This window comes from Shewanella sp. MR-4, assembly GCF_000014685.1.
Lineage (GTDB): Bacteria > Pseudomonadota > Gammaproteobacteria > Enterobacterales > Shewanellaceae > Shewanella.
In genome coordinates this window covers 1003373-1017108 of sequence record NC_008321.1, presented here as the reverse complement: position 1 = coordinate 1017108, position 13736 = coordinate 1003373, and the positions used below count along the sequence as shown (strand labels likewise).

Below are 13736 nucleotides of genomic sequence, written 5' to 3'. Positions count from 1 at the left end.
CCGATTATTGGCTCTTAAGATAAACACTTGGGTTAGTCGTACACACACGCCACGCGGGGTAGATGCCAGCCACCACAGCCGCCAAAATCGCGATCAAAGGTGCTATCAACCACATGCTGGTATCTAGGTGAGTTAAAGATGCCTCCAACTGAAACTTCTTCGTCAGCAGCATCAGTGAGCCCCAGGCCCAAGCTAAGCCGAGTAAACCGCCGAATAATCCCATCAAGGACACTTCCACCATATGTTGGGCAAAGATCTGTCCTTGGCTGGCGCCGATGGCGCGGCGCACACCGATCTCGGGAGCACGGCGTAAAAACTTAGACAGCAATAAACCTAACATATTGACTAAACAGACAATTAAGAAGAGTGCGCTCAGGCCCACCAGCACCTTGTTATCCTCAGGCACCACTTTATTGATGGCTAACCATTGGTCTACATCGGACAACTGCACATCGGCCTTAGGTGAGCTAAAGCGGCCTAATTTCTTTTGTTGTTCAATATATTGGCGTACCCACTGACGGTACTCAGCCACTTGCTCAGGCGTATCCAGTTGCACCCAATATTGCGTCCAATGCTTTTCCGAGGTTAAACGTTGTGCATAGTTGTTGATGCTTTCATAGTTCCAGCCGTTGGTATTACCCCAACTGCCATATTCCTCAATCGGCGCTAAGCTGTAGGGCACAAACAAGGTATCCACATTGCCAAAGGCGCCGTTGTTAAGATCGTAATAGTTTGGACTCGGAGCCCAAGGCTTAAGCACGCCAACTACCTGATAGGGCTTCGCATTGAAATAAATCGTCTTGCCGACACTATTTTGGCCCGCAAACAGCGTCTTATTTAGCTCATCGGTGAGCACCACTTCGTAGCGAGCATCTGTATCGACACTGTCATCCCATGCCTGACCGTATTGGAATTCGAGGCCAAACAGTGGGAAAAAGTCATTATTGGTTACCCTAACCCGAGATTGCAGCACGGGTAAAAAAGCGGGATCTTCGGTTTGCACCGCGCCGCCCGTGCGAAACATGGGGGTTTGCAGGCTCGGAATATCACTCTTGAGTAAGTTCATCCCGTCTTGATAGGTGATCTGTTGATCGAAGCGATCCCAGGCATCTGGCCCTTGGCTCCACAACTGCACCGCAAACAATTGACCGGATTTATCCCCCGCAGGGTTAATCGACATCATTTTATAGATATTGAGTGTAGTGATAGTGATGCCAATGCCGATAGAAATCGCCATGATCATCAATGCCGACAACATGGGCGTTTTTTTGATGCTACGCCAAGCTAAATCTAAGTAATAGAAGAACATAACCGCTCCTAGCCTTGGGCGTTAGCAACCAGTTTATCGACACTGCCGTGGCTTGCACTGCGGGCCGCATTGGGTTGATACATGGTAAAGTCGCAGACCTGACCATCGACTATTTGAATATTGCGCTGGGCACGGCGGGCCAGTTCAGGATCGTGGGTCACCATGATGATCGTGGTGCCAGATTGGTTAATATTCTCTAATAATTCCATCACTTGGCGGGCCATTAAACTGTCGAGGTTACCCGTAGGTTCGTCGGCGAGCAGGAAGCGTGGCTCCCCCGCTAAAGCGCGGGCAATCGCCACCCTTTGCTGCTGACCGCCGGATAGCTGGGTCGGTAAATGCTTCATCCGCGCACCTAAGCCCACTTGCTCTAACGCTTGCTCCACACGGCGTTTACGCTCCTTGGCACTAAAACCACGGTAGCGCAGCGGCACCTCAATATTTTCCGCGAGGTTAAGATCGGGGATCAAGTTAAAGCCTTGGAAGATAAAGCCAATCTTCTCGTTGCGTACGGCGGCACTCTTGTTATCACTAAGGTTAGAGACATTAATTCCATCTAAAAAATAATCCCCATGGGTGAAGCCTTCGAGCAAGCCTGCGATATTTAAGAAGGTGGTTTTGCCTGAGCCAGAAGGACCAGTGACCGCCACAAACTCGCCCTCATTCACCTCAAGGTTGAAATCCCGCAGCGCGTGGGTTTCCACTAAGTCCGTTTTAAAAACCTTGCTGATATTCTTCATTGATAACATTTTAATTTCCTTGATTAATTTTTATCTTTGCGCGCAAACGGCTTATAAAACGCGCCAGTATTTTCTTTATCTTTAAGCGGTAACGGCTAACACAAAGCCATTACCCCGCAAAACGGCCCATCACCAACCCACTCAAGGCATCGAACAACCCATTGAGACAGGCGAATATAAAGCTCACACTTTCCATCGAGACATCACCCACCTGGCGCGCCTCTTCTAGGGGATTCGTCCATTCCAAAATATTTAAACCGAGGAAAAACCAGCTATTGGCCTCACCTATGCCCAGCTCAACCGCCACGACCAGTAGGGCCAAGGCCAGAACACCAAACAATTTGGATGACATCAGCAGACCAAGATCGACGTTTTTAGTACGCATAATGAACTCCTTGTACACCTTAGCCGCATACTTTTTAGCCAGAGCGGCGTTAATTACATCAATTTGATTAATAAGTAATTTTTGACTATCGGTCATCAATGCATTTTGACCTGTTCGGCATGGTTAAAGGGCTCAACACTGGAGATCACCCATTCGTCACCCGCTTTACCGCCTTCGATCACTTCCACCTGACTCATGCTGGTGCTGCCAAGCTTAATCTCGCGGCGGGTAGCGATATCGCCTTCGACTTGGTACACCTCATCACCGCCACCGCTGGTCATAAAGGCACCGCGTTTAACCATCAACACATTCGCCCTGTGTTCGAGTAAGACTCTGGCGGAGATCCGTTGGTTTTGGCGCAGCTTCAAGCTTTCGCTCTGGACAAACTGCACTCTGGCGGTCACTTCACGGTTACGCACTTCGGGGGAAATCGAGGATAACTTGCCCATGAGTTTGACTTCACCGAAGCTCAGTTCGACCTCCATTCCGAGCCCTAACTCGTCGGCGTAGGATTCAGGCACCGCCAACTCGGCCTCATAGGCACTTAAATCGACCACAGTCAGGATGGGCTGATTGGCGCTCAGACGCGTTTTTTGCTCGGTCAACCAGTTACCAATAATGCCGCTCACCGGCGCCTTGATATTTAAGGCGTCGACCTGACGCTCAAGCTCATTTACCGCCAAACTCTGACGCTCCACTTCCAAGGCCTTGTTTTTCACCTCAAAGGTTAAGGTATCCTTGGTTAAGGCCACTTCCTGCTCCGCATGCTTAAACTTGAGTTTTGCCTTGTGCAGATCGTCCTTGCCCTTCTCATAGTCGATTTGGCTGATCAGTTTAGATTGGATCAATAAATCCCCACGGCGGCTCTCCCGATCGGCCGCTTCCAAATCGACCGAGGCCATGTCTAAGGTTTGATTGACTTGTAATTGGTTACGTCTGGCATCTAGCTTGGCACGCTCAAGGGCGCTCTCTAATCCCGCCAATAGCGATTTCGCCTGCTCTAATTGATTGGTTAATCTTGGACTGTCCAGCTTTGCGACCACATCACCTTTGCTGACGCTATCACCTGGGTTGCTCAGTAGCGTCACTGTGCCTTCTTCGGTGCTGTAGAGGATTGGCGCATTGGCGGCAACAATTTTGCCCGTGGTGGCCACATCTCGAGTGAGCGTGCCAACGTACAAAGTTGCGGTCGTGAGCTCGCTACGGCTGATGGACTGGCTGACTTTATCGCTACCAAAACTGGCCCACACTAAGGCGCTAACCAGTAAGGTGCAGCCGCCAATCATTAGAGGCAACTTGAGGCGTTTGGCGGTCGATGGCACAAGGACTTTATCTTGGCCGCTGGTATCTTTAATCATGGCGTTTCTCGCTTCCCTGTCGGAGGGCTGGATAGGCCCATCGCTACGGACACTATTAAAAATCGATATCCAGTAATAGCAACGCCTATGCCAATTTCGTTAAAACATTTATTTTCAGTCAGTTAAGTAATGTTTAAGATAAAAGTGTCCGCGGACACCGAGGGCTTTATTAGAAAGTGTCCGCAGGTTTTCGCGAAAGTGTCCGCTGAAAAGCGGTTTGTGAACATAGGAGTAAGACGGAGTGCGGACACTCAACATGCGTTAACACTTTTATTGGTGAAATGGCTGAGTTTCCCTTTACAGCTAAATCCTTGCCACATAAGATCCTGCCACCCTCGCAGCAGAAACATTCAACAAGATGAATCGCCCTATGACAACACTCACTATTACTCGTCCTGACGACTGGCACATTCACCTAAGAGACGGCGCACAATTAAAAGACACGGTTCGCGATATCAGCCGCTATATGGGCCGCGCTATCGTGATGCCTAATCTGGTTCCTCCCGCTATCGATACCGAAACCGCCTTGGCTTATTACGATCGTATCAAGGCACAAGTGCCAGCCGGCTCGCAATTTGAACCCTTAATGGTGTTGTACCTCACCGACAAAACCAGCCCAGAAGAAATCCGTAAAGCCAAAGCCTCGGGCAAAATCGTTGCCGCTAAACTCTACCCAGCAGGCGCGACCACCAACTCGGATTCTGGCGTGACCGATTTGAAGAACATCTACCCCGCCCTCGAAGCGATGCAGGAAGTGGGCATGTTGTTCCTAGTGCATGGTGAAGTGACTGATTCATCGATTGATATTTTCGACCGCGAGCGCGTGTTTATTGAGAATATCCTCAGCAAGATCGTGGCCGATTTCCCTAAGCTTAAAATCGTTCTCGAACATATCACCACTAAGGATGCGGTCGATTTTGTGACTCAAGCGTCTGACAACGTGGCCGCCACGATCACCGCGCACCACTTGCTCTATAACCGCAACCATATGTTAGCTGGCGGTATTCGTCCGCACTTCTATTGCCTGCCGATTTTAAAGCGCAATACCCACCAGCAAGCGCTGTTAGGCGCCGCGGCCAGTGGCAATAAGAAGTTCTTCCTCGGTACCGACTCAGCGCCACACGCTAAAGATCGTAAAGAGGCCGCCTGTGGCTGCGCGGGTTCTTATACTGCCCATGCGGCCATTGAGCTGTACGCCGAAGCCTTTGAATCGGTCAATGCGCTGGATAAATTAGAAGCCTTTGCCAGCTTCAACGGCCCAGATTTTTACAATCTGCCTCGCAACAGCGATACCATCACTCTAGTGAAAAAATCTTGGGATGTGCCCGTCAGTTACCCACTTGGCGACAACAACGTTGTGCCAATTCGCGCTGGCGAACAAATCGATTGGCAGGTCGAATAAACGGGCCTTTTGACGCGATAAACGGCTAGCTAAATCTGCCGTTTATCGAGATCTAAACCGTTAAGAGTCGCCTTAGGGCGACTTTTTTATAACCAGCAAATAAAGCTATACGCTGTTACTTTTACGAGAAAAAACATGAATACACGGAAGTTACTTAAGCTGTTGTCCTCAAGCCTATTACTTGCCACTACGCTGCCACTCAGCACTTTTGCCGCCGACGAACTCTCAGGAGTCTGGCAAGGAACGCTGGGTAAAAGCAGTGTAAGGGTCTGCTTTAATCAATACGGCAGTGGCAGTTACTACTATCAACGCTACTTAACCCCAATACAGCTCGAGCTGCAAAACGGTATTTGGAAAGAAGAAAACAATACCGGAAACTGGCAGTTCGATAGCACTACGGCGCAGCAACTCAGCGGCCATTGGTTTAAAGACAATTCGGGTAAATCCTTACCCATAAAGCTTGAGCACCAACTCAGCCCCGATAACCAGGATGACTGCAGCGCCGATGCCTACAATCTGCCGCTTGAAACCAAGCCTTCACTGAGCCGTGGAAAATGGCAAGCTTTTCAAACCATTGAATACCGTCCGCTGACCTATGGCACCGAAGTCGGCATCGAATTTAACGGCCCACAAAAAGGCATTCCCGCCATTAATCAGTGGCTTGAGAAAAAGCTCACCGATGATGAGCAGCTGGCACAGACCTTTGATACTCGCCGCAGAATGTTGTCGCAAATGGGCCACTTTGTGGCCGATGAAACCTATGCAGAACCGATTTTCCTCAATCAGCATTGGCTCAGCGTGCGCTTATATCGCTGGGCGGCAGGTTTTGGTGCCAATGGGATCAGCCAAGAGTTTGTTAGCTTCTCCCTCGCCGATGGTACACCTTTCCATCCGTGGCAGTGGTTTATTGCCGATAAACCCTCGCAAACCTTACCAGAAAGCATGAGTTATCAGCTCCCACCCGCACTTAAGGAAAAGCTGTTTGCCAATGCGGTCCCAGATGCCGAATGTCCAAGTGCCGACGGCTCTGGGTATTTTCAGCTCACCCTCGAGACGAATGGGATTAAGTTTTGGGAAATGCCCCGTGGCGATGGTTGTGAGCAGGAGTTTACCTTAACCCCACAAGAAGCCATGCCCTTTGCCACACCTTGGGGGCAAACGCAGCTTAAGCTATTGGAATAATAAAATTTAATATAAATTCATCATTAATCGCGATGGCGGGAAAGCAGGCTGAGATAACAACATTTTGCGTTAGAAAGCCCTTTCTCGTTAACCTTGACGGGCTAGCGTCTCTTGTCAGATTCTGCCCCTATTTTGAAGGAAGATAGCTTGAGCCAGCAAATGCCCCAGATAGCAGAACAAACTGCCGAAGCCTTAGTGCAAGCCCAGTTAGTCGCCTATAACCAACACGATCTAGCAAGCTTTGTCGCGCTCTTTAGCGACGATGTTTGTATTTACCGCCCACCCGCCACTGAGCCCGTGATCCGAGGCAAGGCCGCCTTTAGTGATTTCTATCAAAATGAACGCTTTAACTTGCCGCATCTGCACGCCGAGATCCTCAATCGAATGGTGGTCGGCAATAAGGTGGTCGATCACGAACGGATCAGCGGCATCCGCGAGGAGCCCTTTGAAGTCATGGTAGTCTTTGAAGTCGCTAATGGCCTTATCCAAGCGATGTGGAGCTTTGCCGCTAACTAGGACGCGCGCTAAATGGTCATATCAAGCTGACTGGCGTAACAGCAAGCATCTGCGGCAAAGACGCTCGCCAAAGCAGTGAAAAGTGTTATGCCTATCCCATATTTCATTTTGGCGCCGCCTTTTGGTGTGATATCAACGGATTCTGTGAAGCGCACGACTGTCCCTCAACCACAAAATACCTTAGGGTTATTAAAAGGGCGATGCACTCAACGCCCTCTTCACTTTGCCCAACAATAGGAATTGCTGATGTCTGATAACCAACAAGCTTTTTACGAACGTGCCACCGAGATGATTAAGCTCGCGAACCAGCAAAACCAAAACACCGAGATCCAAACCGGTGAGGTCAGTGCTTCCTTTATGTGGGCCGTCGCCCGCTACAACGCTTGGTTTGGTTCCACCAGCTTTGAATCCAAAGAACAAATGCAGGCCAAAAAACAGGAAATGATGGATTACTATATCGAACGCTACAAAGAGATGATTGACGCCAATCTCGAAGACTATATCGAAAACTTCGACCACTACCGCGCCACACAAAAGTAATGAGAAAAAACACCCCGATAATCAAATATTTTCGGGGTGTTAGATTTGCCATTATCAGTCGTGCCCATGCCTGTCTGAGCTCTTCGTTATTCGGTGTATGCACTCCAGTTGGTGACTTTACTTTTACTGGTAGCGCCACTACTTGAACCAGCAATCTGCCAAAGTTCCTTAGCAACATTATCATCACTGAGCAACATTCTAGCGGTGCTGAGTACCTCTTCATCATAGGTAAAAGTCGCGTTACCACCACCACTGACATCAAATTCGAAGGTGGCTTCGGCTTCACCAAAAGCCCAGGTATCACCAGTCTTGATGGGGTTAGCAAACACTATCGCTCCTCTACCATCTTTATTGCCACCCCCTTTAAGAGAAAACGACTGTCCAGTAACCACAACCAGTCCATCGTAGTCGAAAAAATTACCAGAAATAGTTAAATTACCTACGATAACAAGTATTCCTGCTCCTACGGCCCCGCTACCTTTAAGTTCCAAGTTGCCCTCATAATAGGTGATCTTAGGTGACGCCGTACTGCCCATACTAAGCGGATTTGCAGTACCTTTCTTGGGGTCTGTATTGGCCATTGCAGTCCACTGAAGTTTTATTCCTTCGATAAACTCAGCCATCTTTGCAGGATCACCGAAAGGGTCGTCAAATTTGACTTCTTTGACACCGCCAACATAGTTGTCCATACGGCCTTTGTTCTCGATATCATCGATAATAAGCTCGGCATTTACCAAGGAGTCAGTCGCCAACGCAGGCCCTCCTGCGCCACCAATTAATTTGAACTGGTTGCTGTTAGCCGTATCAAAGGTCTTGATTTTACCAATAATGTTCATGGCAGCCAGATTACCGCCACCAGAGCCTTTGACATAAGTACTGGATATACAACGGCGAACCCCAGAGCTATCGATCGCCCCACAACTGACAATAGTGGCTTCATCAGCAGTAAAGACCAAACTGTCTATCTGCCAGCTAGCAGAGTTGCCAGTTTCAGATGAAACGGCAATGGCATTGATAGCGGTTAGACTCGAGTCCACCAGGCCCCATGATGCTTCGTTATCAGGGTTATCCAGCCAAGTGACCGCATTGACCAACCCAGTTTCTGCCGCCATAAAAGCTTCGGCAATCTGTTTGTTATTGCCTGCCATACGCTCTCCCAAGAGTGAATGACCCGCCCCAGCAACACCAATAAGGGTGATAATCAGCAAGAATATCAGTCCTATGGCTAAAACAGCTCCCTTGTGCTTACCTTGCATGTTATTCCCTTCTTATGCGCTTATTTAGAGAGTGAAGATATTCATCAACTCTTCAAAAACCGTCTATTAACTCGAAAACTTTACCGCCAACACGTTATTGCGTATCGCGACATTGAATTCGACTAAGTGAACTCGGGTAGTTGTGCCATCACTGGAATTAAGTCCAACCGCGAGCTTAAGCATGATAGGGCTATCACACGAAGTGCTTAGGTCCTTAGCAATACACTGACTCGTAAAGCTCGAACCTTGCTCCGTCATTGTTTCAGTCACACCAGCTTGGGTGCGATTTAAACTACCACTAGCTAGGTTGTAGACAACATTGCCCGTCGCTAATACCAATGTCAGTATACTGTTGCCGTTAGCGTCGCTGGCCACGATAACGCTTGAGGCCGCGCGCACGTCAGATGCCAGCATGTCACTGATGAGAGATAAGTCCCCCTGTAGCTGAGAAAAACGCTGGGTTTCGACATAAGCCTTATTAACGCTAACAAAAATCTGTGATGCGCCCAGCATGACGACAAGACCGAGTGTAAGGCTGATCATCAACTCAATTAGGGTGAATCCTGTCTGAGTGACCTTAGGTAATAAAATGAGTTTGTGCATTACAGGCCTCAACTGCCGGGATAGAGATCGACGGAGTAAATAAACTGAGACGGGACATCGTTTTCCCCAAAGCGTGACTCTCCCCAGTCCACAGTAATAACATAGGTGTTAGTGCCAGTGGCATTGGTGAGCGTTAGCCCCAAACCTGGCAAAGACTGACGACTATTGGCCGTTTGCTGCCAGTGAGCGAGTGACTGTTCCTGTAACTGAGTTTCGGTGAGCGGAGTATCCATGGCCATATTGGCCCAAAGGCGTTCAACCACATCCATAGCAATCACACTGGCAATCGTTCTTTGATATGCCGAATGCGCGGCCTGTAGCGACTTGAGCTGCAAAGCCGCCATGCCCAGTATTCCAAAGGCCACAATAAAAGAAGTCACCATGATCTCTATCAGAGAAAATCCTTTTTGCTTGCGCTTGTTCATTCCATTTCCCATACGCTTGTTTTTAGTTATCAGGATGATTCTGGGCAACTGCCACTTGTCACTTTGAGGCTCCCCCCGAGTCCAACCTGTAGTTGCTTTGTGTAGCTGCTGTAACTGACACTGACACAATTATCTGTACCAGTAGCGCGTCGACCTCGCATATCAAAACCTAAATTGACAGCACTGACGCTCACAACACTGCCGGATTTATCCATTTCTTTGAGCAACTCCGTACCAGACAGTATCTGAGCCTTCCAACCAGAAGCACCCAACGAGGTGATTGCAACTTGGATATTGGATTGACGCTTTATGGCTTCCGAACGGGCATAATTCGTCAATGCTAACAATTCATTGACCTGAGTACGTGCGGTATTTTCGCGTATCATAGACGCAAATGAGGGGGCTGCAATGCCTGCTATGATGGCCACTATGGCCACTACAACCATGAGCTCGGTTAAGGTAAACCCTAGGATTTTCTTAGTGCTCATCTATATGCCCACTTCCTTGTATGGTTACCAACATGCAGCTGGCGTCTTCGTACCTGTATGGTTGATGCTCATGGTTTTACAGGCAACGTCTTTATCCTGGGGGGCATTAGCCGTTGAGACTAAGGTATAGGTGCCCGTTGTCAGTTCGGTGGCCGTCACACTGTAATAACCACTTGGCGAGGAAAATGCGACATCTTTGACTATAGTGCCACCAGTATAGGTATTGGTTGATGTGTATTGGCGCTCCATAATCTGAGCGGCATTGCTTAGTGCATCACGGGCATCAGTCCTACGGGTGTTGCGTACATGCTCCTGATATGACGGTAATGCAATACTGGCCAGTATGCCGACTATGGCAATAGCTATCATCAATTCAATTAGCGTAAATCCAGTATTAACTTTGATTTTACTGAGTTTCATATGTGGTGATTCTTAGTCATTTTAGTCGGCGTCAAAAAACTAACACCATTCTAGCAGCACAATTTGAAATCTGTATAGATAATGGCCAAGCCTGCTTAAGCGAACTAAGTTGGAGTTGGAATATTGATTTAGAAAATATTGGAATATGAGTTAAGAAGTGAGTGCTTATACTGATATAGAAGTTTGGCCATTATTGTTATCACGGTAATGAACAATCTAATAAAAAGGAAAGAATAATGTTAATCGCCAATGTCATCTAAATATTAAACATTAATTTCAATACCATAGTTAAACCAAACCCTGAATTGCGTTCGGTAAAAATATAAGAACATTTCAAACCTTGATTATTCCATCTGTATCACTTTTATTTACAGAGTGAGAATTAACTGCATAAAAATGATATCGACATTCTTATTGTTGTGCGCTAATAAAATCGTTAGTTTTCACTTTTAATATCAATATAGGTGAGTATAATTTTTTTCAATTTAGGGTAAATTAAGTCAAAAGTATGACGTCCCCCAGATGAAAATCGTCCTTAGATGAGCGGTATTCCTAAGAATTTATGGGTTCTATAACAGAGTAATGCTCAGTATTACGAATGACTAAATCACTTAAAGTTTACTTTGCAGGAAGTTACTGGCGATTTGTCAACTGCTCTGCCTGAGGAAGGCCGTAGGCCTTCAACTTCGTAGGGCATCTTAGCTGCTTGTGAAAACCATATAAGGAGGATAGAACGAACTTTCCTCCTTAGTAGAGTTTAGGGTGAAGCCCTGCAACTTAAAGCCCAAGAGGGGCAAATAGGATTATTTGCCCCTCTACTATGACACTGTGGCGAACAGCTTCTTACTTATGCGCAGCAAGAACAAAGATGATACATCGCCGTTATTGAGTGCATGCGTTTGTCGTTTGGCAGTCGGCTGCGGCCTGACGCTTAAGCTGCTGTGCGTATTGCTCCGCCGCTGCTTTTGCCTTTCGAGCCTCAACCTTATGTTGCACATTCTCCACCAAGACCTTATCAAAGGTCTCCATCCCAAAATGGTCAGACACATCCTGATAAATAAACCAAGATGCAAAGGCGACAATGCCATAGGTCATTAGACGTAACATGGTTTTTAAACCTCAACAATTGTATCAACAACTGCAATATAACTGAGGTTTTTCATAAAGAAAACTGTCAATTTAATGGCTTAAAATTGTCAAATTACCACCATTATTCAATAGGATAGAGAAACACAAAAACCTTTAATTACATCAATTTAGCTATTTGAGACTAAAGCCAGCTTCTAGCCGTCAAAATTGGCTGTTAACCATTAAAAATGAGCGATTATTTGACATAGATTTTTAAGTGACAATAAATCATGTTCCGCTTAACTAATGTCAGAAAATCGACGATAAATTCATCAGTTGTGATTTTTGACACAGCAAGTCAAGCCTAGGCTATAGCGCAGTCTTAAGTTGTTGGAGGAAGCCTTTCTCCCCATAGTTGGATAGCGCGACGAGTTAAGGGTTCAAACTCTCTGGATTGATCTCTGCCTCGATAAATTGAGCGGCTGTTTTCAGCAATCGGCACCGAATAATGAATGTCGTAGGCAAGTTGCGTTAAGTATGCTCGCCCCATCTCACGATAGCGCGCCAATTCCTGTTCATTTAATTGGATCAAGTAGTGATAACCAAATGCACTCATACTGCAGTTAGCATCCAGATAAAGGTCACCCTCATGTTCAAACAAAAACCAGGCTCGATTCTCAGTATCCACCACTCTCATCTCCACTCCTTCGGTCTGAGAGACTCACATCACTGTTAACCAACACCAGGCTGTTAAAACGCTTGGAAGAAGACTCCAAAGGCGCTGAAAATCGCCACAAACCAAGACAATGAACGCAACGTGCCTTTATTCAGCAGATACAAGATCTGATACGCCACCCGCGCGGCGATATGCACAACCGCTAACCACTCAGCAGTCGCAGTGACTTTGCCCGTGGCGATAACCGTCACTACGGCTAAACCAAAAATCAGTAGAGATTCGAAGGCGTTTTGATGCCCAGCGAGAGCCCGTGCACCAAATCCGGTTAATTGCGCCTGTTGAGTACGCGGGTGATGATTATCATAACCGCCCGCTTTGGCCATTGCCCATGCGACGGGCCCTTTGGCCAAATACGGCAATAACATAGCGATAAACAAACAAGTCAGTAATGTATGCATGGAACTTCCTTATTATTTTGATGATAAATATCAATAAAACAGTACATTGCATTAAATTGAATAATATGTGATATGCGATTAACGCGCTTTATCCAAAGCATCACAGACTGCCTTTACACCGAGTAGTGCCCTTGGCGTTGCCCGGTGTAATAGGTCGGCATTTAATTGATAAATATGCTGGTTTTTAACCGCAGGAATTTCGGTCCATTTGCTCCAATCAACCCCTTTGACATTGCCTTCCTCTTCGCTCTGTAAAATCACCTCGGGCAAGGTCATTAACACATTCTCCAAGCTCACCTGCGGGTAATCACTCGCCGCATCGTAAAAAACATTTTTACCGTGACACACACCGATGATTTGCTGGATCCAACTGTTTTTCGCGACCGTCATTAACGGCGTTGACCACAGCTGATAAAACACCTTTGGCTCGGATTTCGCGGCATTCTCACTGCGTAATTGCAGCAGCTGATTGCGATAATCGGCCGCCACTTGGCTCGCCTGCTCTGTGCGCCCCGTGAGCGCTCCTAACTCCTCAATTTCTTTGGCGACATCCTCAAGGGTCTTGGGGGAACTGCTATAGAGTTTAAAACCTAAGCTTTTGAGTTGGTTGATATCCTCGGCTTTATTGCCCGTGTCCCACACCACAATCAGATCGGGATTTAGCTCTAATACCCGCTCAATCTGGATCCCATAATACCCCCCGATACTGGGGATTTTTTTCGCCGCTTCGGGATAATCCGCATAATCTGTCGCGGCCACAATCGACTCCCCCGCGCCAATGGCATAGAGCATTTCAACCGCGTGGGGCGAAAGCGCAATAATACGTTTTGCAGGCTCGGCCATCGCCGCTATGGGTAACAGCGCCAAGCTCAGGCCGAGGGCAATAAAGCGTCGCATGAACATGATATTC

The 13736-nt window shown here is 47.4% G+C and carries 17 protein-coding genes; 4 read left to right on the top strand and 13 right to left on the bottom strand.

All coding sequences use genetic code 11. From position 1 onward, the window contains the following. Positions 1–4: 4 nt before the first annotated feature. The 4 genes from SHEWMR4_RS04485 to SHEWMR4_RS04470 form a co-directional block, all read right to left on the bottom strand. A complete protein-coding gene (locus SHEWMR4_RS04485) occupies positions 5–1309 on the bottom strand; it encodes an ABC transporter permease (RefSeq protein ID WP_011621659.1) in 1305 nt (434 codons plus the stop codon). An 8-nt stretch (positions 1310–1317) separates the two neighbouring features. Beyond that, complete coding sequence (locus SHEWMR4_RS04480; RefSeq protein WP_011621658.1) at positions 1318–2058, bottom strand: ABC transporter ATP-binding protein; 741 nt, start codon at positions 2056–2058, stop codon at positions 1318–1320. Positions 2059–2158: 100 nt separating this feature from the next. Next, on the bottom strand, positions 2159–2434 hold the full coding sequence (locus SHEWMR4_RS04475) for a hypothetical protein (protein WP_041408976.1): 276 nt from the start codon (positions 2432–2434) through the stop codon (positions 2159–2161). Positions 2435–2529: 95 nt separating this feature from the next. After that, on the bottom strand, positions 2530–3792 hold the full coding sequence (locus SHEWMR4_RS04470) for an efflux RND transporter periplasmic adaptor subunit (RefSeq protein ID WP_011621656.1): 1263 nt from the start codon (positions 3790–3792) through the stop codon (positions 2530–2532). A gap of 370 nt (positions 3793–4162) precedes the next feature. On the opposite strand from SHEWMR4_RS04470, the gene pyrC reads away from it, so the two are divergent. The 4 genes from pyrC to SHEWMR4_RS04450 all read left to right on the top strand — a co-directional run bounded on the left by pyrC (position 4163) and on the right by SHEWMR4_RS04450 (position 7432). Further along, positions 4163–5194: a dihydroorotase gene (pyrC, locus tag SHEWMR4_RS04465; protein ID WP_023269013.1), complete on the top strand. Its 1032-nt coding sequence runs from the start codon at positions 4163–4165 to the stop codon at positions 5192–5194. A 135-nt stretch (positions 5195–5329) separates the two neighbouring features. Beyond that, positions 5330–6376 carry a hypothetical protein gene (locus SHEWMR4_RS04460; protein WP_011621654.1) on the top strand — a complete coding sequence of 349 codons (1047 nt, stop codon included), beginning with the start codon at positions 5330–5332 and terminating at the stop codon, positions 6374–6376. Between the two features lie 159 nt (positions 6377–6535). Continuing rightward, complete coding sequence (locus SHEWMR4_RS04455; RefSeq protein ID WP_011621653.1) at positions 6536–6892, top strand: nuclear transport factor 2 family protein; 357 nt, start codon at positions 6536–6538, stop codon at positions 6890–6892. A 246-nt stretch (positions 6893–7138) separates the two neighbouring features. Further along, the gene (locus SHEWMR4_RS04450) at positions 7139–7432 is read left to right on the top strand and encodes a DUF3144 domain-containing protein (protein ID WP_011621652.1); all 294 of its coding nucleotides are present in this window, start codon (positions 7139–7141) and stop codon (positions 7430–7432) included. 86 nt (positions 7433–7518) lie between these two features. On the opposite strand, the gene SHEWMR4_RS04445 is transcribed toward SHEWMR4_RS04450, so the two are convergent. From SHEWMR4_RS04445 to SHEWMR4_RS04405, 9 genes are all read right to left on the bottom strand, one after another. After that, positions 7519–8688 carry a PilX N-terminal domain-containing pilus assembly protein gene (locus SHEWMR4_RS04445; protein ID WP_011621651.1) on the bottom strand — a complete coding sequence of 390 codons (1170 nt, stop codon included), beginning with the start codon at positions 8686–8688 and terminating at the stop codon, positions 7519–7521. Between the two features lie 66 nt (positions 8689–8754). Then, a complete protein-coding gene (locus tag SHEWMR4_RS04440) occupies positions 8755–9291 on the bottom strand; it encodes a PilW family protein (RefSeq protein ID WP_011621650.1) in 537 nt (178 codons plus the stop codon). An 8-nt stretch (positions 9292–9299) separates the two neighbouring features. After that, complete coding sequence (gene pilV / locus SHEWMR4_RS04435; RefSeq protein WP_011621649.1) at positions 9300–9716, bottom strand: type IV pilus modification protein PilV; 417 nt, start codon at positions 9714–9716, stop codon at positions 9300–9302. A gap of 29 nt (positions 9717–9745) precedes the next feature. Next, positions 9746–10204 (bottom strand): Tfp pilus assembly protein FimT/FimU, encoded by a 459-nt coding sequence (locus SHEWMR4_RS04430; RefSeq protein ID WP_011621648.1) that lies wholly within the window; start codon positions 10202–10204, stop codon positions 9746–9748. Between the two features lie 24 nt (positions 10205–10228). Further along, entirely contained in the window at positions 10229–10624 is a 396-nt protein-coding gene (locus tag SHEWMR4_RS04425) for a type IV pilin protein (protein ID WP_011621647.1), read from the bottom strand. A gap of 882 nt (positions 10625–11506) precedes the next feature. Further along, positions 11507–11731: a hypothetical protein gene (locus tag SHEWMR4_RS04420; RefSeq protein WP_011621646.1), complete on the bottom strand. Its 225-nt coding sequence runs from the start codon at positions 11729–11731 to the stop codon at positions 11507–11509. A 343-nt stretch (positions 11732–12074) separates the two neighbouring features. Next, positions 12075–12389, bottom strand: coding sequence for a hypothetical protein (locus tag SHEWMR4_RS04415; RefSeq protein WP_011621645.1), 315 nt, complete (start codon positions 12387–12389; stop codon positions 12075–12077). A gap of 53 nt (positions 12390–12442) precedes the next feature. Further along, a complete protein-coding gene (locus SHEWMR4_RS04410) occupies positions 12443–12826 on the bottom strand; it encodes an MAPEG family protein (protein WP_011621644.1) in 384 nt (127 codons plus the stop codon). 78 nt (positions 12827–12904) lie between these two features. Beyond that, complete coding sequence (locus SHEWMR4_RS04405; RefSeq protein ID WP_011621643.1) at positions 12905–13729, bottom strand: cobalamin-binding protein; 825 nt, start codon at positions 13727–13729, stop codon at positions 12905–12907. Positions 13730–13736 lie beyond the last annotated feature (7 nt).